This window comes from Eubacterium sp. CAG:156 (assembly GCF_000434315.1).
Classification (GTDB): Bacteria; Bacillota; Clostridia; order Lachnospirales; family Lachnospiraceae; genus Eubacterium_U; species Eubacterium_U album.
Genome location: NZ_FR878142.1, coordinates 77,853 through 103,997 on the forward strand (window position 1 = coordinate 77,853; position 26,145 = coordinate 103,997).

19 protein-coding genes, 1 tRNA gene and 1 pseudogene are annotated in these 26,145 nt (G+C 32.1%); 15 read left to right on the plus strand and 6 right to left on the minus strand.

Features of this window, described 5'->3' with window-relative positions; translation table 11 throughout:
* Positions 1–14: 14 nt before the first annotated feature.
* Complete coding sequence (locus ABMA45_RS02640; RefSeq protein WP_022088334.1) at positions 15–971, minus strand: TAXI family TRAP transporter solute-binding subunit; 957 nt, start codon at positions 969–971, stop codon at positions 15–17.
* A gap of 477 nt (positions 972–1,448) precedes the next feature.
* Between ABMA45_RS02640 and ABMA45_RS02645 the strand changes: the two genes are divergently transcribed.
* The 3 genes from ABMA45_RS02645 to ABMA45_RS02655 all read left to right on the plus strand — a co-directional run bounded on the left by ABMA45_RS02645 (position 1,449) and on the right by ABMA45_RS02655 (position 7,792).
* Positions 1,449–2,618 carry a cation diffusion facilitator family transporter gene (locus ABMA45_RS02645; RefSeq protein ID WP_022088335.1) on the plus strand — a complete coding sequence of 390 codons (1,170 nt, stop codon included), beginning with the start codon at positions 1,449–1,451 and terminating at the stop codon, positions 2,616–2,618.
* A gap of 298 nt (positions 2,619–2,916) precedes the next feature.
* Positions 2,917–4,527, plus strand: coding sequence for a DEAD/DEAH box helicase (locus tag ABMA45_RS02650; RefSeq protein WP_022088336.1), 1,611 nt, complete (start codon positions 2,917–2,919; stop codon positions 4,525–4,527).
* Positions 4,528–4,822: 295 nt separating this feature from the next.
* Positions 4,823–7,792: a hybrid sensor histidine kinase/response regulator gene (locus tag ABMA45_RS02655; RefSeq protein ID WP_022088337.1), complete on the plus strand. Its 2,970-nt coding sequence runs from the start codon at positions 4,823–4,825 to the stop codon at positions 7,790–7,792.
* A gap of 164 nt (positions 7,793–7,956) precedes the next feature.
* Here the strand turns inward: ABMA45_RS02655 and ABMA45_RS02660 are convergent, their stop codons facing one another.
* Positions 7,957–10,539 carry a transglycosylase domain-containing protein gene (locus tag ABMA45_RS02660; protein WP_022088338.1) on the minus strand — a complete coding sequence of 861 codons (2,583 nt, stop codon included), beginning with the start codon at positions 10,537–10,539 and terminating at the stop codon, positions 7,957–7,959.
* A gap of 381 nt (positions 10,540–10,920) precedes the next feature.
* Between ABMA45_RS02660 and ABMA45_RS02665 the strand changes: the two genes are divergently transcribed.
* The 3 genes from ABMA45_RS02665 to ABMA45_RS02675 all read left to right on the plus strand — a co-directional run bounded on the left by ABMA45_RS02665 (position 10,921) and on the right by ABMA45_RS02675 (position 14,909).
* On the plus strand, positions 10,921–11,550 hold the full coding sequence (locus tag ABMA45_RS02665) for a YigZ family protein (RefSeq protein ID WP_022088339.1): 630 nt from the start codon (positions 10,921–10,923) through the stop codon (positions 11,548–11,550).
* Positions 11,551–11,795: 245 nt separating this feature from the next.
* The gene (gene typA, locus ABMA45_RS02670; protein WP_022088340.1) at positions 11,796–13,619 is read left to right on the plus strand and encodes a translational GTPase TypA; all 1,824 of its coding nucleotides are present in this window, start codon (positions 11,796–11,798) and stop codon (positions 13,617–13,619) included.
* A 279-nt stretch (positions 13,620–13,898) separates the two neighbouring features.
* Entirely contained in the window at positions 13,899–14,909 is a 1,011-nt protein-coding gene (locus tag ABMA45_RS02675; protein WP_022088341.1) for a DUF5688 family protein, read from the plus strand.
* Positions 14,910–14,973: 64 nt separating this feature from the next.
* Here ABMA45_RS02675 and ABMA45_RS02680 read toward each other — a convergent pair whose 3' ends face one another.
* From ABMA45_RS02680 to ABMA45_RS02695, 4 genes are all read right to left on the minus strand, one after another.
* On the minus strand, positions 14,974–15,207 hold the full coding sequence (locus ABMA45_RS02680; protein WP_022088342.1) for a hypothetical protein: 234 nt from the start codon (positions 15,205–15,207) through the stop codon (positions 14,974–14,976).
* Between the two features lie 189 nt (positions 15,208–15,396).
* Positions 15,397–15,750, minus strand: coding sequence for a transposase (locus ABMA45_RS02685; RefSeq protein ID WP_118565458.1), 354 nt, complete (start codon positions 15,748–15,750; stop codon positions 15,397–15,399).
* On the minus strand, positions 15,747–16,562 hold the full coding sequence (locus tag ABMA45_RS02690; protein ID WP_022088344.1) for an ISL3 family transposase: 816 nt from the start codon (positions 16,560–16,562) through the stop codon (positions 15,747–15,749). The genes ABMA45_RS02685 and ABMA45_RS02690 overlap by 4 nt, the downstream gene beginning before the upstream one ends.
* Before the next feature lie 224 nt (positions 16,563–16,786).
* A tRNA-Arg gene (locus ABMA45_RS02695) sits at positions 16,787–16,858 on the minus strand.
* Positions 16,859–17,081: 223 nt separating this feature from the next.
* On the opposite strand from ABMA45_RS02695, the gene ABMA45_RS02700 reads away from it, so the two are divergent.
* The 9 genes and pseudogenes from ABMA45_RS02700 to ABMA45_RS02740 form a co-directional block, all read left to right on the plus strand.
* Positions 17,082–18,422 carry a hypothetical protein gene (locus ABMA45_RS02700; RefSeq protein ID WP_022088345.1) on the plus strand — a complete coding sequence of 447 codons (1,341 nt, stop codon included), beginning with the start codon at positions 17,082–17,084 and terminating at the stop codon, positions 18,420–18,422.
* A gap of 45 nt (positions 18,423–18,467) precedes the next feature.
* Positions 18,468–19,082 (plus strand): thiamine diphosphokinase, encoded by a 615-nt coding sequence (locus tag ABMA45_RS02705; RefSeq protein ID WP_022088346.1) that lies wholly within the window; start codon positions 18,468–18,470, stop codon positions 19,080–19,082.
* 83 nt (positions 19,083–19,165) lie between these two features.
* Positions 19,166–19,900, plus strand: coding sequence for a pseudouridine synthase (locus tag ABMA45_RS02710; RefSeq protein WP_022088347.1), 735 nt, complete (start codon positions 19,166–19,168; stop codon positions 19,898–19,900).
* Positions 19,901–19,931: 31 nt separating this feature from the next.
* Complete coding sequence (gene ligA, locus ABMA45_RS02715; protein ID WP_022088348.1) at positions 19,932–21,884, plus strand: NAD-dependent DNA ligase LigA; 1,953 nt, start codon at positions 19,932–19,934, stop codon at positions 21,882–21,884.
* Positions 21,885–22,134: 250 nt separating this feature from the next.
* Positions 22,135–23,115: an ABC transporter substrate-binding protein gene (locus ABMA45_RS02720; RefSeq protein ID WP_022088349.1), complete on the plus strand. Its 981-nt coding sequence runs from the start codon at positions 22,135–22,137 to the stop codon at positions 23,113–23,115.
* A 135-nt stretch (positions 23,116–23,250) separates the two neighbouring features.
* A complete protein-coding gene (locus ABMA45_RS02725; protein ID WP_022088350.1) occupies positions 23,251–24,237 on the plus strand; it encodes an ABC transporter substrate-binding protein in 987 nt (328 codons plus the stop codon).
* A 144-nt stretch (positions 24,238–24,381) separates the two neighbouring features.
* Positions 24,382–25,167 (plus strand): ABC transporter permease, encoded by a 786-nt coding sequence (locus tag ABMA45_RS02730; RefSeq protein WP_022088351.1) that lies wholly within the window; start codon positions 24,382–24,384, stop codon positions 25,165–25,167.
* A complete protein-coding gene (locus ABMA45_RS02735) occupies positions 25,167–25,925 on the plus strand; it encodes an ABC transporter ATP-binding protein (protein ID WP_022088352.1) in 759 nt (252 codons plus the stop codon). The genes ABMA45_RS02730 and ABMA45_RS02735 overlap by 1 nt, the downstream gene beginning before the upstream one ends.
* Before the next feature lie 28 nt (positions 25,926–25,953).
* Positions 25,954–26,145: pseudogene (locus tag ABMA45_RS02740) on the plus strand (hypothetical protein); the annotation flags it as partial.

The following is a 26,145-nucleotide window of genomic DNA, read 5'->3' on the forward strand; positions in this document are numbered from 1 at the left end:
TTCCTTTGACAAATTTATTCAGATTTTACTTTTATGTTGTGCTTTTTATAATATTTTACTGCACCTGGATGAAACGGAATGGAAATACCTTTAACGGCAGAAGTTTCATCGAGCTGTAAATTCAAAGGAACGGAATATTGAAGATCCGCTGAATGTTCAAATAAAAATTCTGTTAAAGATTCTACAACGATGTCAGACAATTCGTTGCTAGCAAGTAAAACAGCCTGAACAGCTACTGTTTTTATTTCTTCAGTTTGTCCGGTATAAGTATTCGCCGGAATTGTATAGTCAACATAAGTATCGTAAGCAGATTCAAGTTTTTTAGAACATGAATCGCTAATGCTTAAAAATTTAATAGGACATTGTTGCGCTAATTCTTCTATTATTGTTGTGCGCAATCCTGCAGTACAGAAAAATGCATCAATTTCACCGGATTGTAATTTGCCGGCGGCAGTAGTATAGTCATAATTTAAAGTGTCTACTAGTTTGTCTGATAAGCCGTTAAGTTGTAAAATTAAATTAGCAGTCTGCTCAGTACCTGAATCACTTTCACCGATGCTGACTTTTTTACCTAGTAAATCATCGATTGAATTTATGCCTGAATCATTGTGAACAACAATCTGGCAAGCTTCAGGGTATAATGCTGCGATTGCCTTGTAACCAGAACACTGGGTACTGACAAACATTCCGGTTCCGTTATAGGCATCATTAATTAAATCAGCCTGAGCAATTCCCATTTCAATATAATTTTTAGATAATAATCGTATGTTTGCTGCTGAACCGGCAGTAGATTTTACTTCAAAGTTAAACTTATCGTTTTCTTTAGAAGCAAGTTCCGTGAACGCATTTCCAAAAGTATAATACATTCCACCAATACCGGCAGAGCCAAAGCGAATTTTTTCATTTTTAATGCCGCAGCCTGATAACATAAGTGTTGTGAGGCTAAGTAAAATACATAAAAATTTTTTCAAATTAAGATTCTCCTTTACATAAATTTAGGACATACCTGATTAATATTTTACAATAAAATAAAGTTAAATGGAATGAAAAAATAAGAAATAGGAAGAAAAAATAAAAAACAGGATAAAAAGAAAAGTACACATATGCGCTATTTTAATCAAATATCTTGACCAAAGTAGTAAAATGAAATATACTATATTAAATCCACAAAATATGCTGTTGAAAAGAATAATTTTTGATTGGTATATATATAACTTTAACGTAGAACAACAGGTACATATAATGTACCTGTTGTTCTACGTTTAGGAAAAGTTAGTTGTTGAAAACAAATATAATATGAGTCTAATTTTGATAAGTGTTAAATAATATTAAAAGAGTGCAGATATAGATGTTTAAGAAATAAATATTAGTTGTTGGTAAAAAGCATATCATTTTATAAAAGCAATATCATAATATTAGATGAAAATAATTTTTTAGAGGAATAGAAAATGGTTACAGCATTGGCTAGAATTTTTTTGAAAGACGTAAAGATGAATGATTCTCAAGGAAGAAAAGCATATGGCACATTGTGTAGTGTAGTTGGAATTTTTTTAAACATATGTTTATTTGTTGGAAAATATTTTGCAGGAGTGTTAACGGGTGCAATTTCAATTACAGCAGATGCATTTAACAATTTGTCAGATGCAGGTTCATCAATAATAACATTAGTAGGCTTTTGGTTTGCAGGAAAGAAACCTGATACAGAGCATCCGTTTGGACATGGGAGATTTGAATATGTATCAGGAATGGCAGTTTCCTGCCTGATAATATTAATGGGACTTGAACTAGCAAAGAGTTCTGTTGATAAAATTATTCATCCACAGGAATTAGAATCTAGTATTTTGGCTATAACAATATTACTTATATCTATTTGTGTAAAATTGTATATGGCATTTTACAATACGGGTATAGGAAAGAAAATAGATTCAGTAACAATGAAAGCAACAGCAATAGACAGCTTAAGTGATTCCGTGGCTACAACAGTAGTATTAATATGTGTACTTGTTAATATGAAGTTTGGAATAAATATAGATGGTATATGCGGACTTTTAGTAGCAATTTTGATTATATATGCAGGAATTGGTGCGTTTAAAGATACGATATCTCCGCTTTTAGGTAAAATACCAGAGCCTGAACTTGTGGACAAAATTCGTGATATTGTAATGAAACATGAATTAGTATACGGAATTCATGATTTGGTTGTTCATGATTATGGCCCGGGTAGAATGATGATTTCACTGCACACAGAAGTTCCCGGAAATGAAAATGTATATAAATTACATGACATGATAGACAATATTGAATCTGAACTACAGGAAAAAATAGGATGTGAGGCAGTAATTCACATGGATCCGATTGAAGTTGATAATCAGGTGGTTACAGATACAAGAAGTAAAGTTGAAAACATAGTTAAAAGTATAGATGAACATATGTCCATACATGATTTTAGAATGATAACAGGAGATACACATACAAATCTTATATTTGATGTTGTTGTTCCATTTTGTGTAGAAAAGAAACATGATGAAATAAAAAATAATATTGAAGAGAAGATAAGTGAACTTGATGATAAATATAGAGTTGTGATGAAAATAGAAGAAGATTATATTGGAAATTAACAAATCTGTATCAAAAGTAAAGTAAAATAGTTTGAAATAAAAATGGGAAGATATTCTATAAAGAAAATGTGTATTAATATAAAAAATAAGAGACTATGTAATAATATATATTAAAATATTAGAAACATATTTGCAAAACAGAATTAAATGTGTTACCATTTAAAGTCGACGTCAAAAAGTAAAAGTGTCTTTGTGATGTTTTTATTTTTTGACGTTTTTTGCTTTTTATAACAGAGAAAATTTATATTTATAAAAGTTTATTTTTTATAAAATTAATATTGAGAAAGGAAAAGTAAGGATGAAGTTTCAGGAATTAAATATATCAGATGAAATAAAGAAAGCAGTAAAAGATTTAGGATATGAAGAAGCAACTCCAATACAGGAAAAAAGCATTCCGGCAATTATGGAAGGAAAAGATGTAATAGGATTTAGCCAGACGGGAAGTGGAAAGACTGCTTCATTTGGAATACCGGCGATAGAACTTGTAGATATGACAATGAACAAAAAATTAAATCAGGTTCTTATACTATGCCCAACAAGAGAATTAGCATTGCAGGCAGCAGAAGAATTAAGAAAATTTGCAAAATACATAAAAGGATTAAATGTAGTATCTATATTCGGAGGGCAGAACATAGAAAGACAGTTTAAACATTTGCGTGAAGGAAGTCATATTGTAGTTGGAACACCGGGAAGAGTTATGGACCATATCCGTAGAAAAAGCCTTAAATTAGAACAGTTAAAGATGGTCGTGTTAGATGAAGCGGATGAAATGCTTAATATGGGATTTAGAGAAGATATTGAAACTATATTAAAGGCTACACCTGATGACAGACAGACAATTCTGTTTTCAGCTACAATGCCAAAGGAAATATTAGATATTACAAATAATTATCAGAAAAATCCTGAATTAATTAAAATAAAAAATAAGCAAATGACTGTAGACAGTATCGAACAAAGATTTTATCTTGTAGATAAAAATAAAAAGAAAAGTGCTACAGCATTGTTGCTTAGATATTACAGACCAAAACTTGCAATTATTTTTTGTAATACGAAGAGAATGGTTGATGAGTTGGTAGATTTCCTTGGAAAAAATAAATTTTTAGCACAGGGGTTACATGGTGATGTAAAACAGCAACAGCGAACAAATGTAATGAACCAGTTTAAGAAAGGTACATTTAATATTCTTGTTGCAACAGATGTGGCAGCAAGAGGAATTGATGTTAACAATCTTGATATTGTAATTAATTATGATTTACCTGAAGATAATGAATATTATGTTCATAGAATCGGAAGAACCGGAAGAGCAGGAAATGAAGGAAAATCATTTACATTAATAGATGGAAGAAAACAACTAGAAGATTTACGATACATTGAAAGATATGCTAAATGTGAAATTATTGAAAGTAAACTTCCGACAGTTGATGAAATAAAAACTCAGGATTATCAGCGAAACATTAACAGATTAAAGAAATTTATGGATAAGCACAATAGTTCAAATCAAAAAGAAATTGTTGAAATGTTAATTGAAGAAGGATATTCTTTGGAAAAAATTACTTTAGCATTAATGGATATGATGAATAGAAAAAATAATGATTATAGCGGCTTATCAGATGTTAAACCACTTGTAATTGTACGAAAAGAAAGAAAAAATAATGGTATAGGTAGAAAAAATAAAGCAGTAAAGAACAGACGTACAGAAAATGGGAAACAAACAGAGAAAGGAAGAAAGAACATATATAATAGAAAAAATAGTGAAGCAGAAAAGAAGAAATATAATGGTAAAAATAATGAATCAGATAAAAAAAGAAGAAAAAAGGGATTTGTAGAATCCGAAAATAGTAGCAGAAAATTTACAGAAAAAAAGAATAAAAAATCTGAAACAAACAAAAGAAAAAATAAACAAAAATAACGTAAAAATTTTGTAAAATAATTTATGGAAAATCTAAAACATAAAGGCTGCAAATGTTGACATAACAACCTAAAAGGAGTAACATTAATAAGTGATAATAGAATAAATGACCGAAGTAAAAATGCTGTTAGAATGAGAAATTTATGTTTCGCACTGATAGCATTTTATTTTATAAAAATTATGAATTAATACGAAAATTTCAGATTTGATTAGATATAAATTGCAACGTAAAAATAATTTGTAAGGAGGTAAATTTGCAAGCTAAACAATCCGGAATGTAATTAAAGGAGAAAAATTGAAATTAGAGAATAGTAAAAATAGTCATTTAGGACGAATGATGGGGAGTTTATCATTAGGGGTGATGATATTTGCTGTTGCTCTAGCAGTATTGATGAATATACAGACGACGAGAAAGAGAGTTTCGGAACAAACTGCACAGTATATAAAGATAAGTACCATGCAGAATGAACAGATAATAGACCGTCTGTTAGTTGATGCAAAGGAAAGTATTAAATCAATAGGTAAATTATTTGGACAAATTATTGATGAGAACGGAAATGTAACAGCACATGATATAGAATCGCTTAATCAGAATGTAAGTTTTGAAAGTCTGATTTATGTAAATAAACATGGAATAGGAATTGACCAGAATAATATCGAATATGCATTTGCAGATGCAACAGCGTATTATGATGCGTTAAAAGGTGATACGGTTATAGCATTAAATCCATTAGGTAATTCTGATATGCAAAACAGAATATGCTTCTTTGCCCCGGTAGAGAAGGACGGAGAGATAGCGGGAGTATTAGTAGGAAATTTTGATGATGCAACATTAAAGAAATTTATGAATACAAAACTGTTTGGTTATACTTCAACAGCGTTTATTTGTAGTGAATCAGGAGAAATAGTTGCAAATTCAGTAGGTATTTTACAAAGAACAACATTAACAAGTTACCTTAAAGAACACAATCTGATGGATGATAATGGTATAGCGGAATTAAGAAACAGCTTAAAGAACAAAAATCAATATGCATTTGAAATACATGGTAAAAATTATGAATCAAGTGCATATATGATGAGGCTTGAAAACAGTGGTCTTATTTTAGTTCAGGCATTCCCTGTTGAGGCTACGAATAAACTGAATGCAACTGCCAATAAGGATAGTTGGAGACTTGTAACTATTTTAGCGGTATTTTTCATTATTTATTTAATAGGAACGGTTGTGTTTAATGTAAAAAAACAACGTAATATAATGAATGAAAAAGAATCTGTTGAGAATATTGTAACTGCAATAACGCAGATGTTTGATAGATTTATTTTAGTAGATTTAGATGAAGATAAATACGAATATATAATAGAAGATGAAAATAAAAAGCTACCCGGAATCGGATTTGAAGGTAGTTATGGCGATATCCTTCAGAATATATTTAGCAAATGTTTTAAAAATGATGAAAAGCATACATCAGTAGATACGATGTTGCAAAGAGAAAAACTTATAGAACAATTAGATTTTGGAAAAGATAGTTTTAGCCTTGAATATTCAGAAGAATTTGATACAGATAATGAATTTAGATGGACAAATCTGGCTGTTCTTTGTGTAGAAAGAAGAAGAGGTGTACCTACAAAGGTATTAATGGCATCTCAGGACGAAACGGAACTAAAGAAAAAAGAAGTCCGTGATCAGGAAGCACTTAGAGAAGCGTATCAGGCAGCAGAAAATGCAAGTAATGCAAAAAGTGATTTCTTATCAAAAATGTCTCATGATATAAGAACTCCTATGAACGCCATTATTGGAATGACGGCTCTTGCAGGAAGTTATATAGATGATAAAGACAGAATGTTAGAATGCTTAAAGAAGATTACTTCTTCAAGCAAACTTTTGCTTGGATTAATCAATGAAGTTTTGGATATGTCCAGAATTGAATCAGGTAATATTAAACTTGTGGATGAAGATATTGAGTTATCAGTATTGCTTGAAGACGTCCTTGAATTGGTAAAGGGCGATGTGAAAAATAAGAATCTTGATTTGAATGTGTCGATAGAAAATATGAAGCATGAAAAGGTTATAGGCGACAGTATTCGAATACAGAAGATATTTACCAATATTATAAGCAATTCAATTAAGTATACTCCAAATGGAGGAAAAATTAGTATTACGGTAAATGAAAAACCTACACATAGCAAGTCAACGTCCTGTTTTGAATTTATATTTGAAGACACAGGAATTGGTATGTCTAAAGAATTTGTGAAGAAAATATTTGTTCCATTTGAAAGGGCAGAAGACAGCCGAATTGATAAGATTCAGGGTACCGGTTTAGGAATGGCTATTGTTAATAACATAATTCACATGATGGGTGGAGAAATTCAGGTCGAAAGTGAAATAAACAAAGGTTCCAGGTTTACCGTTACAATGGTTCTAAAGTTACAGGATGATAAAGAGGAAACAGATAAGGAATTAATAAACTTAAAGGTTTTAGTTGTTGACGATGAAAAAGTTGTATGTGATTCAACGTGCAAAGTTTTAAATTCTATTGGAATGAACAGCGAAGGTGTTACAACAGGAAAAGAAGCCGTTACAAGAGTTGTTGAAGAACATGAAAAGAATGATGATTTTTATGCAGCTATAATTGACTGGAATATGCCGGAAATGAACGGAATAGAAACAACAAAAGAGATAAGAAAAGCTGTTGGAAAAGATGTTCCGATAATAATTATGTCGGCATATGACTGGAGCGATATAGAAGAAGAAGCAAAAGCAGCCGGTGTTAATGCATTCATTTCTAAACCGTTGTTTAAGTCAAGGCTTACGACGACATTTAAGCAATTGCTTAATAATAATCAGGAAGAAGAGAATCCGCTATCTGTACTTAAGAATGAAGACTATAGTAATCGTAGAGCACTTGTAGTTGAAGACAATGAACTTAATGCAGAGATTATGAGAGAAATGCTTAATATGACTGGAATCAAAGTAGACCGTGCAGAAAATGGTAAAGTTGCAGTTGAAAAATTGGAAAGCGAACCTGAGAATTATTACGATATTGTGTTCATGGATATACAGATGCCGATTATGAATGGATATCAGGCTGCAGAAGCAATTCGACAAATGGATCAGAGAAAAGATGTTCATACAATTCCAATTATAGCAGTAACAGCGAATGCGTTTGTGGAAGATATTCTTACAGCAAAAGCAGCAGGAATGAATGAACATATAGCTAAACCTGTAGATATAAAAGAATTAGATGAGATACTACAAAAATGGCTGTAGATTAGCTTATAAGAAAAATTAAATACGGTTTATAGTATCATTTAATACATAAAAATGCGTAGTGTAAATTGAAACACTACGCATTTTTATTTGTATATTGTAAGACAAAGTTTATAAACTTAATTTTCAAATAAAACATTGTTTTATTTGTGGTTCTTTGTTTATTATTCTTTAGCACCATTAGAACCGGAAGAGCCATCATTTGAGCTACCTGAACCGTCTTTAGCATCATCAGAACCTGACGAATCAGAAGAACCACTTGAAACTGAAGTCTTTCTGTCAGCAGCATTGTCAGCAGCATTTGCCGAGCCAACTGTTACAGTCCCTGAGGTTGTTGCTTCTGTAGATGATTCGTTAGTAGTCTTTTTAGGAGTACCATAATGATAACTACATTTATTTGTTGGTGCAGTATCTTTTGAAAAATACTCTGTATAAGTATGAGGACATACGCCTTCGATTGCTAATGCACCTGATGATGAACAAAGAGTAACTTCTTCAACATCATCACTCATTTCAAAATCCTTAATTTTATAGCCCTTAACCTGATCAATTTGGCTCATAATTTTTGACCATAATCTTTCATGATATGCTTGATCGGAACCAAGCTCCTTGTTTTCATCATATCCTGTCCAAATTGATGCAGTAAGATATGGTGTATATCCGCAGAACCATAAGTCGTAAGCACTTGAAGTTGTACCTGTTTTACCTGAAACAGGCATTCCGTCTGTAAGCGCACATGCTTTACCTGTACCTTCAGTAATAACACTTGTCATTCCCTGAGTTAAAAGTGAAGCAGTAGATGACTTAAGAACTGTATGTGTAGTAGGAGTAGTATTGTCTAATAATATTCTTCCGTTACTATCAACTACTTTTGAATAAAATACAGGTCTTGTATAAGTTCCCTGATTTGCGATTGTTGCATATGCAGCAGTTATTTCCAAATTAGTAATACCATCAGTAATACCACCAAGTGCTAAAGGCTGTTGAATATCAGAAACAACTGAACCGTCTTTTTCAGTTCTGTTTTGAACTAATGTTGTAAAACCAAAATTTAATAAATAATCAAAGCCAAGTTGCGGTGTAATTTCTGTAAGTGTTTTTACGGCACATACATTCATGGAATCAGCTATAGCCTTTCTGACTGTAACAGTACCACGGTAACCGCTATACCAGTTTTTAACAGGACGTCCATTAGAATAATTAAAAGGTTCATCCTTTATTTTAGTAGTTAAAGTATATCCCATTGTATCAATTGCCGGTGCATAGGTTGATAAAACTTTAAATGTTGAACCCGGCTGTCTTGTTGATTGAGTAGCACGGTCAAGACCTAAACTAACCTTCTTAGAACCTCTTCCACCAACAATAGCTTTAACGTATCCTGTATATTGGTCCATAACTGTGAATGAAGCCTGAGGTTGAGGAGTGTAATATAAAGTTTCATATTCAACATCATCATCAGCTAATCCATCAGGATATAAATATTTTTTATATTGTTTTACACATTCTTTTGCAGCTTCTTTTGTTGAAAAAATTAATTTAAAAGAAGATTCGTTCAAAAGAACTTTGTGATAATAATTGATGTAACTTTCTGAATAGTTTTCAGTTGTTCCATCAGCGTGCTGAATTGTCCATGCCCAGTTAATGGAATAAGAAACTGTATTGGGATAGTTTTCAGCGTTTGATAATTCTTTATTGCAAATTTTTTGGATTTTTGAATCCTGAGTAGTGTAAATTTTTAAACCACCACTATATACGGCGTTATAAGCCTGAGTATAAGTATAACCTTTTTGTTCCTGTAAATCGCTCATAACCTGAGAAACCACTTCATCAACAAAGTAAGAGTAAACATTGTTGCTCTGAGTAATCTGATTATCTACAGACTGAATACGACTGTATACATCATCTTTCATAGCCTCATTATATTCATCTTTAGTTATATGACTGGCATCTAGCATATTTTTTAGAATTTTCTTCCTACGTTTAGCGTTAGCCTTCGGGTGATATATAGGGTTGTAAGCAGCCGGATTCTGTGTGATTCCGGCAATTACGGCACATTCTGATAAAGTTAAATCACTGACATCTTTATCAAAATATCTATGGGAAGCAGCCTGAACTCCTAATGTATTAGAACCAAGATTGATTGTATTCAAATATGTTTCAAGGATAGTTTCTTTTTTAGTAACTTTTTCAAGTTGAATTGCAAGATACTGTTCCTGAAGTTTACGTTTGACCTGATCACCTAAAGTTTCCTCTGAAGTCCAATCAGTAAAAACATTATTCTTTAAAACCTGTTGTGTAATAGTGCTTGCACCTTCGGAAGGGTTTAAAGTTGTAATTGCTACAACAACAGCTCGTCCGATACCCTGAATATCAATACCGTTATGTTCATAAAAACGGGCATCCTCAGTATCGATAAAAGCCCATTTTAAATTATCAGGTACCTGATCAATTGAAACCTTTATTCTGTTAGAACCGGAAGTGACAAGTTTTGCAATTTCCTTTTCTTTATTATTATAAACAGTTGTTGAATAAGAAGAAGGTACAATTGATACATCTTGAATATCAGGTGCAGCATCAATAATTCCACGAACAATACCAAAAACAAGGGCACATCCCGTTATACATATTAAAAGCAAAATGTATAATAAAATCTTGAAAAATACCACTAAACTCTTTTTTGAAAGACGTTGACCGGTTGAAACAAGATTCTTTTGTTTAGATATTGTTTCTCTATAACCATAGTTCATAAATAATCCTCCTATCCGCTACATTATAGCAAAAGTATATATTTTTATAAAGTAAAAAAGAAAAATATAAGACAAAATTCATAAATTTATCGAGAACAATGTTGAAATATAAAATATTACCTATTAAAATATACCTAAATAATTTAGAAAAACACCAAATCCTTTTTGAGACGGATGGCATATTTAATTAAAAAACGCTCGCGCTGCTTGACACTCGTAGCGGTTCTAAACCTCCATCTCATATTTTCCTTAGGACTTATGTTCCTAAGAAAAATATAGCTGTCGCTTTGAACCGACGGCGTCAAATGCATTTTAATTAAATATGCCATCCGTCTCAACTTAGATTTAGTGTATTTCTAAAAAGTTTATGGGAGCATTTTAATGAGTGAATATAAAATAGTTGCAAAACCGGGAGTTGGTGAGTTCGTGGATAAAAAATCCAGGTTTATTGCGCATGTATATGCAATAGATTCGGAAGAGCAGGCTCAAGGATATATAGAAGAATTAAAGAAAAAATATTGGGACGCAAGACATAACTGCTATGGATACGTACTAGGTAAAAATAATGAAACGCAGAGATTCTCAGATGATGGAGAACCAAGTGGAACGGCAGGAAAACCAATATTAGAAGTTATAAAAGGAAATGATATCCATAATATTTTAATTGTTGTGACAAGATATTTTGGAGGAACTCTGCTTGGAACGGGTGGTTTAATAAGAGCTTATACAAAATCTTCTCAGGATGGAATTGAAAATGCTTCTATTGTATGCAAAATTCAGGGAATAAGAACAAAAATAGAAACTGATTACAATGGCATTGGAAAGATTCAATATATTGCTGCAAGCATGGGAATAAAAAACATAGATACAATTTACACTGAAAAAGTCATAATTGATATCACGGTTAAGAAGGAAGATTATGACGGATTTGAAAAGAAAGTTGTAGAAGCGACAAATGGAAAAGCAGTATTTGGAGAAAGAGAAGAAGCAGAATTTGTTGAAGGTGAGTGAAGATAGGCTTGCTTATAAAGTTAAGTATATAAATAAAAATATAACATAGCTACAAAAGAAAATGACTTGAAAGCAACAAAGGAACATAAAATTAGAATCGGACAAATTGAAACAAAACTATGATAAACAGATAGACATATAAAAGCAGATAGACTTAAAAATTATTGAAAACGATGTTTCTATGTGGTAAAATGAACATTTGTGATACAATAAACAAAGATTTATTTAAGTAGGAAAGAGAAAAAATGATTAGAGAAGATGTAAGAAACATAGCTATTATAGCTCACGTTGACCACGGTAAAACAACTTTAGTAGATGAATTGTTAAAGCAGAGTGGTGTTTTTAGAGAAAATCAGGAAGTAGCAGAAAGAGTAATGGACTCAAATGATATTGAAAGAGAAAGAGGTATTACAATTCTTTCAAAAAATACTGCCGTAACATATAAGGATACAAAAATTAATATTATTGATACACCGGGACATGCTGACTTTGGTGGAGAAGTAGAACGTGTACTTAAGATGGTAAACGGTGTTGTTCTTGTTGTAGATGCATTTGAAGGTGCAATGCCACAGACAAGATTCGTTCTTCAGAAAGCATTAGAACTTCAGCTTCCTGTTATTGTATGTATAAATAAGATTGACAGACCGGAAGCAAGACCTTTAGAAGTAATAGATGAAGTATTAGAATTATTTATAGAATTAGATGCAAATGAAGAACAGTTAGACTGCCCATTTGTATTTGCTTCAGCAAAACAGGGATTTGCAACATTAGATTTAGATAAGCAGACAACAGACATGAAAGACTTATTTGATACTATCGTTGATTATATCCCTGCACCACAGGGCGATCCTGATGCAGATACACAGGTATTAATCAGTACAATTGATTACAATGAATATGTTGGTAGAATCGGTGTTGGTAAGATTGATAACGGTACTTTAAAGATTAATCAGGACGTAGCTTTAGTTAACCATCATGAACCAGATAAAATGGAGAAGGTTAAAATTACAAAGTTATATGAATTTGACGGATTAAATAAAATAGAAGTTAAGGAAGCAACAGTAGGTTCAATTGTTGCTATTGCAGGAATTACAGATCTTCATATTGGAGATACACTTTGTTCATTAGATAATCCTGTAGCAATTCCATTCCAGAAGATTTCAGAACCTACAATTTCTATGCATTTTATGGTAAATGATAGTCCGCTTGCAGGTCAGGAAGGTAAATTTATTACTTCAAGACATTTAAGAGACAGATTGTTTAGAGAATTGAATACAGACGTAAGTTTAAGAGTGGAAGAAACAGAATCAACAGACTCTTTCAAAGTATCAGGAAGAGGAGAACTTCATCTTTCAGTATTAATCGAAAATATGAGAAGAGAAGGATATGAATTTGCAGTAAGTAAAGCTGAAGTTATTTATAAAGAAGATGAAAGAGGTAAGAAATTAGAGCCTATGGAAATCTGCTATATTGATGTGCCTGAAGAATTTGCAGGAACAATCATTCAGAGATTAAGTGACCGTAAAGGCGAACTTCAGGGGATGGCTCCAACAAATGGTGGCTATACAAGATTGGAATTTTCAATTCCTTCAAGAGGATTAATTGGTTACAGAGGTCAGTTTATGACTGATACAAAAGGTAACGGAATTATGAATACAGTATTTGACGGATATGGTCCATACAAGGGAGATGTTCAGTATAGAAAACAAGGCTCATTAATTGCATTTGAAGCAGGTGAAGCTATTACTTATGGATTATTCAACGCTCAGGAAAGAGGAACATTATTTATCGGACCTGGTGAAAAAGTTTATGCAGGTATGATAGTTGGTCAGACAGGAAAAGCAGAAGATATCGAAGTTAACGTATGTAAGACAAAACATTTGTCAAATACAAGAACATCAAGTTCAGATGAAGCTTTAAGACTTGTACCAAAGAAAGTATTAAGCTTAGAGCAGTCACTTGAATATATTGATACTGATGAACTTTTAGAGATTACACCTGAAAGTCTTAGAATTAGAAAGAAAATTCTTGACCCAACAATGAGAAAGAGAGCGCAAAGAAATAAATAAAATTATAATTTGCAAATCAATAAGAAACGATTACCTATGATTTATGTCATGAGTAATCGTTTTATTATTTTTGTGAAAATAAAGTGAAAGGCATAGTTTGGCTTCAGTTTATTAATTTTGAAGAAATCACGCTATGAAACAGAAATAAAATTAAAAAAGTAGAAACAGAAATAAAATTAAAAAAAGTAGTTGATTTTTATTTGGAAATATAATAAAATCAATTTGGCTATAAATGATTTGTAACATTACACGATATTAAGTGTAAAGGGGTACAAACCAATGAATTATGAGAATTTTGTTAAGGAAATTCACGGGGAATTTGAAATGCTTGCTGAAAGAAAAGGTCTTTCAGGAAGAGTTGTTATTAGGGATGTAGTAAAGAATAACAATGTACATCTAAAATCTATAAGTGTTGTTAATGATGAAAATCGGGCAACGCCAACAATCTATTTGGAATCTTACTATGAAGAATTTTGTCAGGGAAAGGATATTTCAGATATAGCAAATGAGATATTTGAAATGTATATTATGAATTCCTGTGGACTAAATTTTAGTATGGAAGATTTTATGAACTATTCCTATATAAAGAATAAAATAGCATATAAAGTAATTAATTACGATATGAACAGGGAGATGCTTAAGACTGTTCCACATTTACATATTTTAGATTTGGCAATTGTGTTTAATATTGTGATAGAAGAAGATGCGTATAATTCAGTTACTGCGATGATTAAGAAAGAACATTTAGATATGTGGCAAGTCAGCAAAAAAGAAATTGAAGAAGTAGCGTTAACTAATACACCTGAATTAATGCCTCCGGTTATAATGAGAATGGAAGATTTACTTGCTGAGATGATTATTAATGATATTTCGATGCAATGGGATGATGAGGATGAACAGGAACAATGGGATTTTGTTAAAGAAGATTGTGCTTATGGTGGACATCCGAAAGAAAAAGTGTCAGAATATGTACGTGAAGAAATTGAAAAAATGAAATATGATGATAAGATTGATATGTATGTTCTGACAAATGAAAAAAGAATTAATGGTGCAGGAACGATGTTTTATGATGGATTACTTAAGAAGTTTGCGGATAAAATAGAAAAAGATTTAATAATAATTCCAAGTTCTGTTCATGAAGTAATATTGATACCAAAAGATAATGAAATTTCAGATGAAGAAATAAATGAGATGATTGGTGAAGTTAATGAAAATGAATTAGAAACAGTTGAAATTTTATCAAATCATATGTATTTATACTGCAGAAGAGACGACAGAATATACATGTAAAATAAAAAAGGACAACAGTTAATTTGACAACGGTTGTCCTTTTTTATGGTATAAAATAAATAAACTATCTATATTCTAAATTATCTAATTCACGCTGAAGTGCATACATATTATTTCTTACTTCGTCAATTTTAGCTGTATATTGATTGAAAAATTCAACCTCTTCTTCATCTGGATCGCGCTGCTCGAGAATAGCCTGTACTATCGCAGACTGTGAACGTGAACGTTTAGATTCAAGTAGAGTGATTTCATCTTTACATTTTTTAATACCTTTACGTAATTTTGATTTCTTAAACATAGTCCATTCTCCTTTATAAATAGTTTACATTGTAAACTAAAATATTAATTAAATCCTAGCAAAACCTCTTTTTAAATTGTATCAAATTAAAAGGCATAATGCAATAAATATATGGCTCTTTGTCAAGAGTGGGGGTAAAAAGATTTTTGACACAGTTGTGAACCATTGTTCACAACTGTGTTTTCTCTTTTAAGCAGAAGTCATAAGGATTCTATTCCTAAAGTTCTCAAAATTTCTATATCCGTAAGCATTTCGCTTAATTACTTTAATCTTGTTGTTGGTTCCTTCTGTAAATCCGTTGGAATAAGGACAGTCAAAAGCATTCAGTATGTATTTGGCCCAGTTTGATAACATTGTTAATGTAGCGTTGAATTCTTCCAGTTCGCTTGCCTGCACTGATAGTATAAATTTTCTAAGTTTCCTATAAGCTTCATCCCTGTTTTTAGATTCCATAAAGTCATAGAACTGTTCTTTTAAATAATAAGCTACAGCTAAGTCATTTGACTGCATAAGCATGACTTCCAATGCCTGCTTACTTTTCAATAATGAGATAACAATATTCGCCGGCTTCTCTTAAAATACTTACGCTTTGAAGGATGCATATCCTTTTGAATACGTTTTCTTACATTTTCTAAAGCCCAGGTAATATATCTGACCACATGAAACCTGTCAATGACTATGTTTGCATTAGGAAAATAAGTTTCTGCAATGTCTCGATAAACATAGTTCATATCTATAATAAAATATCGTACATCTTTTCTGTTTTGAAATTCTAATAGATAATCCTTCAGTTTATATTGAGTTCTTGAAGGAAGAATATCAAATATTTTATGATTTTTCGGATCCGTTAGTATTGCCTGAAACTTCTCGCCACCGGCGTTTCCTTTGAATTCATCAATGGATAAAACTTGTGGAAGAACAGAAGGTTTAGGGTATTTAATATCTTCCATTCTTCTAAAAATAGTAGAAGGTGATATTCCAACCTGCCGGGCTACTGCAGAAACATTTTGAGCCTCTTTAAGCATATTTATAGCAAGAAAATTTAGTCTGTTTGTAATTCTGCAATGCTTAGGAAGTAAAGTAAAGTTCTCGTTGAAATGTTTGCCACAACAATCACAGTGATATCTTCTTTTTGAGTAATGAAGATACGTGTTTTTACCCATTATTGGTGCATCTTTTATAATTGAAGGACGATAGTCATGAACTTTATTTGTCACTGCACCACAACATGGACAAACGTGATCACGACGTTCAATTTTAAAGTAAATATGCATTTCTTCTGGATATGATTCAACATTTGTTATAATTAAGTCTTTTATTTCTAGGATATTTGATATAAAATCATTGTTAGGCATAGGCAATCTCCTTTCGGTTATTTTGTGGTGATTTAATTATAAAGGTTATAGGTTCCTGTGCCTACTTTTTTTACTTAAAAATTAAAAAGGCTCTAAACCTTACCCACCCCAAGTAAAGTTTAGAGCCTTTATTTTGCTTTTTATAACTGAAAATAGTGAAAAACAATGGGAAATTATCGAATTATGGATAATAATAATTGAGTTAAATGTGAATTTGTAAAAAACGCGCCTAACAGGAGTCGAACCTGCGTTACCGCCTCCGGAGGGCGGCGCTCTATCCACTAAGCTATAGGCGCATAAAAATATAATACAGGAATCTTAAGAAAATATCAAATATTTTTGTTGTATAATAAATAGTGTCGTATTGAATTTGGAGAAATAATTTGATATAGTTTAAGGAGGTTTTGTTTAAAATAATATAGAAATATTTAAATAAAATTATGTATTGGACAATGAGTATTGGAAAACGACAACAGGAAGTCGATAGAAATACAAAGATAATACAAGGAGCATTTAATAATGGGCTTTAAAAGTAATGGAATAAATGATTTTGATATAGAAGCATTAAAAAGAGAACAGGAAGAAAAGAAGAGATTAGCTAAGCTTGAAGAAGAAAGAGCAGCAGCTGAGAAGAAAAGACTTGAAGAAGAAGCTTTAAAACAGCAGGAATTACAGAAGCAGGAAGAGCAGGCAATTTCTAATGACACAGAAGTTGTTGAACTTCAGGATACACCTGACGGATTAACAATGATGGGTGAAGATGGCAATGAAATTTCAATAGATAAAGAACAGAATGGTAATCCGGTAGATGTATCAACAGATATAACAGAAGATACAGTATCTGAATCACAGACATCAGATACAGTTATAAATGATACAGAAAGCGAAGATGAAATTAAGTCGGAAGAGGCTACGCTTGAAACGTTAGATAATGCATATTTAGATGAAGTGATGAAACAGCAGCCGGAGGAAGAAGAACCTCAGGATGAAGTAAGTAGATTGTTAAAGCAGATTTATGCTGATGAAGAAGCTGCCAAAAAGGCAAAGAAAGCCAAAGAGGAAAAAGAAGAAAAAGAAAAGAAACAAAAAGGAAAAAAGAAAAAGAAGAAAAAAAGTGCTAAGAATAATAATCAAAAAGCCGGATATAGTCATTCAATATATGGAGAAAATGATGATGATGACTACGATGATGACGATAAAGGTATTAGCAGATTTATTCCTGTAATAGGAATTGTTGTGGTAGTTATAGCGGTAATTGCACTTATAGCAGTTGGAATTAACGCAACAAATTATAAGAAAAATGACGAACCTGAAACAACATCATATGATCAGGCAAGCAATCCATTACAGGAAGATTCATATGAAGATATCTCTGATGTTGTAAAACTTTACTATCAGGCAAAGGCAGCAGGTGATGTTAATGCATTAGCACAATATGTAGACAATATGGATGGTATTACTGAGGATAGCTTAGCAGAAGAATCATCTTATATAACAGGATATTCAGATATAACATGCTATACAAAGAATGGATTATATGCTAACACATATGTAGTATTTGTAAGATATTCATTACAGATTAAGAATATTGCAACTCCAGCACCTGGAATCTCTATACTATATGTAATCAGAGATGATGAAACGGGGAATATTTATATTCATAATGGAGTTACAGATAAAGAAGTTCTTGATTATATTAGTATGATTTCTCAGGATGACGATGTTGTAGCATTGTATACGGAAGTTAACAATTCATTAAATGATGCATTGAATGCAGATGGAGATTTAAAGAATTTCTACGATGCACTTGCAGCTAAGAACAATGCAAATCAGAGTACAGATGATGGAGCAGCTCAGTAGCATTTGAAAGTTAGAAACTTTAGAGATATATAAAGAGAGAACAAAATGAATAATATATGCTATATAGTTGGTGCCGGGGATAATACCGGCACCAATTTTACAAAAAAAGAAAATGATTATGTAATAGCAGTGGATGGCGGATATAAGATTGTTAAAAAATTAGGAATTAGTCCTGATTTGACATTAGGAGATTTTGATTCATTAGGTTATGTTCCTGATGAATTAAATATAAAGACTTTTCAAGTAGAAAAAGATTATACAGATACAATGATTGCCGTTATGGAAGCTATTAAGCTAGGATATACAGATATTAGAATTTACGGTGGTACAGGTGGAAGAGCTGACCATACATTTGCAAATATACAGACTTTGCTTTATGGTGCAAAAAAAGGTGCAGATATGCGTATGGTAGATAGCGATAGAGTTTACAACGTAATAAATGATTCTAAAATCATATTAAAAAATAGAATTTGCGTAAATCTGTCCATTTTTGCTTTAGGTGATAAAGCGGAAGGAGTTTCTATTTTAGGAGCAAAGTATGAACTTAAAGATGGAACTTTGACAAATGATTATCCACTTGCAGTAAGCAATACATTTGTGGGAAATGATGTAAGTGTTGAAGTGAAAAAAGGTGCACTTTTAATTATTTATGACCGTTAAAATATTGGTGATAAGATAGATGTAGAAAAATGTAAATAGCGTTGGGAATAATCCCGGCGTTTTTTATTCTAAAGGAACATGATATGGATAATAAAAAGAAAGAAGTAAAAGACGAACACGAATTAATAAGGTTAAATAAATTTTTAAGTGATGCAGGAGTATGTTCAAGAAGAGAAGGGGACAGACTTATTGAAGCAGGTAAAGTAGTTGTTAATGGTAAAGTCGCATTAATGGGACAAAAAGTGACTATAAATGACGATATTGTTGTAAATGGACAAAGGGTTTCAAGAGAAGACGAAAGAATACTTATAGCACTTAATAAGCCTGTTGGAATAGAATGTACAACAGATTTGAATAATAAAGATAATATTGTTGATTTTGTAAATTATCCAAAGCGAATTTATCCGGTGGGACGTTTGGATAAAAATTCACAGGGATTAATATTAATGACAAATGATGGCTCGTTAGTTAATAGCATTTTAAAAGCGTCTAATGGACATGAAAAAGAATATCACGTGTGGACAGATAAGCAGATAACAGATGAATTCGTTGAAAAGATGAGTAGTGGAGTTGAAATATTAGATACGGTTACAAGACCTTGTAAAGTAGTCAGATTAAAGAAAAATATGTTTTCAATAGTTCTTACACAAGGGCTTAACAGACAGATTAGAAGAATGTGTGAGGCATTAGGTTATAGGGTTGTAAAATTAAAGCGCATCCGTATAATGAACATCGAGTTAGGAAATCTTCCAATTGGAAGTTATAGAGATGTGACAAAAGAAGAATTTGAAACAATGGCAGAAAGTTTTAGAAAATAAAAATTATAAATAATTTTGAAAGGTAAATAAAATGTCGCAGTTAGATAGAATAAAGGAGTTAGTTGAGCTTTTAAACGAAGCTTCAAAGGCATATTATCAGGAGAGCAGAGAAATTATGCCTAATATTGAATATGACAGGTTATACGATGAATTAGTAGAACTTGAAAAGGAAACAGGCATTGTATTGGCAAATAGCCCTACTGTAAATGTAGGTTACGAGGTTATTAGTGAATTACAAAAAGAAACACATGAAAGTCCTATGTTATCTCTTGATAAGACAAAGGATGTAGCAACACTTGCTTCATTTGCAGGAGAAAGAAAAGCACTTTTGTCATGGAAACTAGACGGACTTACTGTAGTTTTAACATACAATAACGGAACTCTTGAAAAGGCAGTTACAAGAGGAAATGGTATTGTAGGAGAAGTAATTACAAATAATGCTAAAACATTTAAAAATATTCCAATTAATATTTCATATAAGGGACAGCTTGTGCTAAGAGGAGAAGCGGTAATTAAGTATTCGGATTTTAAAAAAATAAATGCCACAATAGAGGATGCGGATGCAAAATATAAAAATCCCAGAAATTTATGCTCGGGCTCAGTACGTCAGCTTAACAATGAGATAACTGCAAAAAGAAATGTAAACTTTTTTGCATTTGCCCTGATTAGTGCTCCGGGAGTAGATTTTGGAAATTCTATGGCAAATCAGATGAAATGGCTTGAAGAACAGGGATTTCAGGTTGTAGAACATAAAGAGGTAACTGAAGCAAATATGCAGCAGGCTGTAGAATATTTTGCAGAAAAAATAAAGACATTTGATGTTCCATCAGATGGACTTGTATTAATGTATGATGATTTAGCTTATGGAGCATCTCTTGGCTCGACAGCAAAATTTCCTAGAAATGGAATAGCATTCAAATGGGCAGATGAGCAGGCCGAAACAAAATTAAAATACATTGAATGGAGTGCAAGCAGAACAGGTCTTATAAATCCTGTGGCTGTGTTTGAACCTGTTGAACTTGAAGGGACAACTGTTAGCAGGGCAAGTGTTCATAATGTAAGTATTATGGAAGAACTTGAACTTGGTGTGGGTGATAGTATTTTAGTTTATAAAGCAAATATGATTATCCCGCAGATTGCAGAAAATCTTACAAAAAGTGGAAATGTAGAAATTCCTGACAAATGTCCTGTATGTATGGGCAATACAATAATAAAGAATGAAAACGGAATTAAGACTTTGTATTGTGACAATCCTAAATGCCCTGCAAAACATGTTAAGGCATTTTCTCATTTTGTATCAAGAGATGCAATGAATATAGAAGGACTATCAGAAGAAACTTTGGAAAAATTTATAGATGAAGGTTATATTAAAGAATTTGCTGACATTTTCCACTTAGACAGATTTAAAGAGGAAATAGTAAATAAAAAAGGATTTGGTGAAAAATCATATAATAATATAACAGCAGCAGTTGAAAAATCCAGAAGAGTAACTCTTCCTTCGTTTATCTATAGTCTTGGAATTGCTAATATAGGAATTTCAAATGCAAAGATGATTTGTAAGCAGTTAGATTCTATCGACAAAATCAGAAATGCAACAGTTGAAGAACTTGTGGCTATTGATAGAGTTGGAGAGATTATGGCAAAGAAGTTTGTTGAATATTTTGCAGATGAAGAAAACAATAGAAAGCTTAATAATTTATTATTAGAGGTTGAACTTTATATTGAGCAAAGCAATGATGAACAGGTACTTGAAGGAAAAACGTTTGTTATAACAGGAACTGTAAATGAATTTTCAAATAGAAATGAACTTAAAAAGTTTATTGAAGATAGAGGGGGAAAAGTAACAGGTAGTGTTACAGGAAAGACAAATTATTTGATCAATAATGATATAAATTCAAATTCATCAAAAAATAAAAAGGCAAAGGAACTTGGTGTTGAAATAATAGATGAACAGGGATTTATGAAATTAGTGGCACAGAATTAATTCTAAAGGGATTTTATGATTGGGTAGGATTGTGGGGAACAATCCGTAGGCATCAAAGTTGAGGCTTTTGACCTCAATATCATTTTATAAAAATATAAAGCAACAGAAAATTGTAAAAGTTAAACAAAAAACTTTTTTAATTTCCTGTTGCTTTTTTAATTATAAGTGTTATAATGATTTGGTAATTTAAAAATAAAGTTATAATACATATAACTAAAAAGTAATAACTCAACTCGAGAAGGAGAAGAAAATGAGAAAAAAGGTTATAGCATTAGCTATGATAGCTGCAATGGTAGTATCATTAACAGCTTGTGGAGGAAAGAACAACGATAAGCAGGGAAAGGATAGTACTGAATCTTTAAAAGTTGCATATCAGTCAGGAATTGCTTATGCACCAATTTTAGTAATGAAGGATCAGAAACTTATTGAAAAGAATTATGATGGAAATGTTGATATTGATTGGCAGTTGCTTTCGGGTGGAGCAGCAATCAGCGAGGGATTAACTTCTAATACAGTTGATGTAGGAGCAATAGGAACAGGAGTTGCAATTACAGGGGCTAAAGCAGGTGCACCATATAAGATTTTTGCAGGAATGTCATCACAGCCTTATAGAATATCAACAAATAAAGAAGAAATTAAGACTTTAAAGGATATAACAAAGGAAGACCAGATAGCTATTACAGGAATTAACAGCCAGCCACATATAGTTTTGGCAATGGCAGCTAAAGCTTATCTTGGAGATGCTCATGCATTGGATGCTAACCTTGTAGCACAGCCAAATGCAGACGGATATACATCATTAGTAAGTGGTGCAGTTCAGTGTCACATGATAATGTCACCGTATTGCTTTATGGAACAAAACAAAGAGGGAATTCATCAGATTGAGGTTGATGAAAGTGTATGGCCTGTAGGAGATACAACTATTGTAGGTGTTGCGACAGATAAGTTAAAAGAAGAAAGACCAAAGTTATATGAAGCAGTTTGTAAGGCAATGGATGAAGCAATTGAATTTATAAATGATAATCCGGAAAAAACAGCAGATATTTTAAAAGATTATTACGATGCATCGCAGGAAGAAATTGTGTCATGGTTAACTAATGATGCGTCAGTATTTTCAGCAAAGCTTCAGGGCGTTATGAAGTTATCTGATTTTATGGTAGAAGAAGATTTCCTCGATAAAGGACCTGAAAGCATAAGTGAAATAGCATTTGATAATGTGGAAGGAAATTAAAGTGTTTAAATAACAAAGTTGAATAAGACTAGCCTGTTTAAATATTTTAGCTTGTTATTAATAATAGTTGAAAAATAAGTAACACAAAAGAGAAAATTAAACATTTTACAAAATGAAACATAAAGGAGCATGGAAATGAAGAAAAAAATTGTGACATTGATTATGTCAATGATATTGGCAGTAACATTTACAGCGTGTGGAAGCAGTTCAGACAATACAGAAAGTAAGAAAGATAACGGTAAAGAAAAAATCACAATAGCATATCAGTCAAGTATTGCATACGCACCGATACTGGTAATGATGAATCAAAAACTTATTGAAAAACATTATGACGGAGAAGTGAATATAGACTGGCAGATGCTTGCAAATGGTGCAGCTATTAATGAAGGTTTAACATCAGGCTCAGTTGATATTGGTTGCATGGGAGCAGCTCCTGCGATTACAGGTATTAAAGCAGGAATTCCGGGAAAGATTTTTGCGGGAATTTCATCACAGCCATATGGTATTTTAACAAATCAGGATGATATAAATTCATTAAAAGATATTACAGCTCAGGATCAGATAGCAATTACAGGATTGAACAGTCATCCACATATTTTGTTAGCAATGGCGGCTAAGGCATATCTTGGAGATGCACATGCACTAGACGGAAAACTTACGGTTTTATCAAATGCAGATGGATATACATCATTATTAAGTGGTGCAGTCCAATGTCACATGGTAATTTCTCCATATAATTTTATGGAAGAAGCAGCGGATAATGTTCATAAAATTGAAATAGGTGAAGATGTATGGCCTAATGGAAATACATTTATTGTAGGTGTTGCTTCAAATAAGTTAAAAGAAAATAAACCTGAATTATATCAGGCAGTTTGTGATGCAATGGAAGAAGCAATGGAATACATTAAGGAAAATCCACAGGAAACAGCTGAAATATTGTCAGATGGATATGATGCAACAGCAGATGAAATTCTTTCATGGATGAATGATCCGGCTTCAAGTTATACAACACAACTTCAGGGAATTATGGATTTAGCAGACTTTATGGTAGAAGCAGGATTTCTTGAAAATGGTCCAAAAGATATAAGTGAAATTGCATTTGATAATGTAAAAGGAAATTAATATAAAGTAGAAGAAATTGAGTAATCACATAAATGAAAATGCTGCTAAGTAGTGTAAAACAACTTAGTAGTATTTTTGTGTGAATAAATGGGAAAACCGTATATGGATAAAGGCATAAGAGAGTAGAAAGGAACAGGAAAAGCAGTGAAGAAAAGTACAAAAAGATTAATTGCACAGTTAGTATTTATAGTTGCAGTTTTTGCAGTGTGGGAATTGTATTACTATAACGTAATTGAACCAAGTGGTAAGACACTTTTATTCCCTGAACTTAGAAGTGTGGGTAAGGCATTTATGAATGCGTTTACGGTAAATGGGTTTGGAGCTATGGTTGCACATTCAATGCAGCTTATGTTAAAAGGTCTTTTAATAGGTGTAATATTGGCACTTATTTTTTCAAGTTTAGCAGTTGTAAGTGATACATTTTATGCTATTTACAATATGATTGTATCAATGTTTGACCTGATTCCGGGTATTGCGTTGACACCAATTGCAATTCTTTGGTTAGGAATTGGAGATGCATCAATTATATTTATCGTAATTCATTCAGTTGTATGGCCGATGTCAAGAAGTATTATAGATGGCTTTAATGCAGTTCCAAAATTATATTTGGAAGTAGGAGAAAACATTGGACTTAGTCCTGTAAGATTAGTATTTGGTGTATTTTTGCCGGCAGCTCTTTCGAGAATTTTCTCAGGTATAAAAATGGGATGGGCAAGAGCATGGAGAGGTTTAATAAGTGCAGAAATGCTTTTTGGAAGTGGCGGTTCAAAAGGAATTGGTTACTACATTACAGATAGAAGAACAAATATGGATATCGCCGGAGTATTTGCAACAATTTTAGTTATCATTTTAATTGGTTTAGTTGTTGAATACGGAGTATTTAGAACTATTGAGAATCACACATTTAAGAAATGGGGGATGTCAAGATAATGGATAAGAATATTTTAAAAATCAGAAATTTGGTAAAACAGTACGATAATTCACAAAATGTAATTTTAAAAGGAATTGATTTAGATTTAAACGAAGAAGATTTCTTATGTATATTAGGACCGTCAGGATGCGGAAAATCAACAATGATTAGATGCATAGCGGGATTTGAAGGATACGAAGGAACAATTGAAGTAAGTGGAGAAAAAGTTACAAAACCGGGACCTGACAGAATTATGGTATTTCAGGATTTTAATCAGCTATTTCCATGGAAGACGGTTTTAGGAAATATAACATATCCACTTAAAGTTGGTGGAATGAAAAATAAAGAAGAACGAATAAAGAGAGCTGAAAAGTATTTAGATAAAGTTAATTTGTTACAGTATAAAGACTATTATCCACACCAGTTAAGTGGTGGTATGAAACAGCGTGTAGCAATTGCAAAAGGACTTGCGTTAGGTTCTAAGATTATATTAATGGATGAACCATTTGCAAGCTTAGATGCCATGACAAGAAATAAAATGCAGTCGGAATTACTTCATATTAAAGAAAAGGAAAAAATGACTGTAATTTTTATCACACATAATATTCAGGAGGCAATTTCTCTTGGAAACAAAATTATGGTTATGTCTAAAAATGGAACAATTAAGGAAAAAATGGATAATCCGATTTCTAAACCTGTAACACCTGCAAGCGAAGGATACGGAGAATTGTGGGAGCATTTGAATAACGCATTAACAGAAGAAAATAAAGAAAAATGATCAGAATCAATATGAGGAGAAAGCAATAATGAATAATGAAGTAGCATCAATTTTAGAAGCAATAAAGATACATGCGAAAGAAACTCCTGATAAATTATGTGCCGGGGATAAGAAAAAATCAGCAACCTACAGCGAATTTTGGGATATGATTCAAAGGGCAGCGACATATTTGAAAAATAGTGGAGTAAGAAAGGATTCCATCGTCGTAATAAGAGGAGTT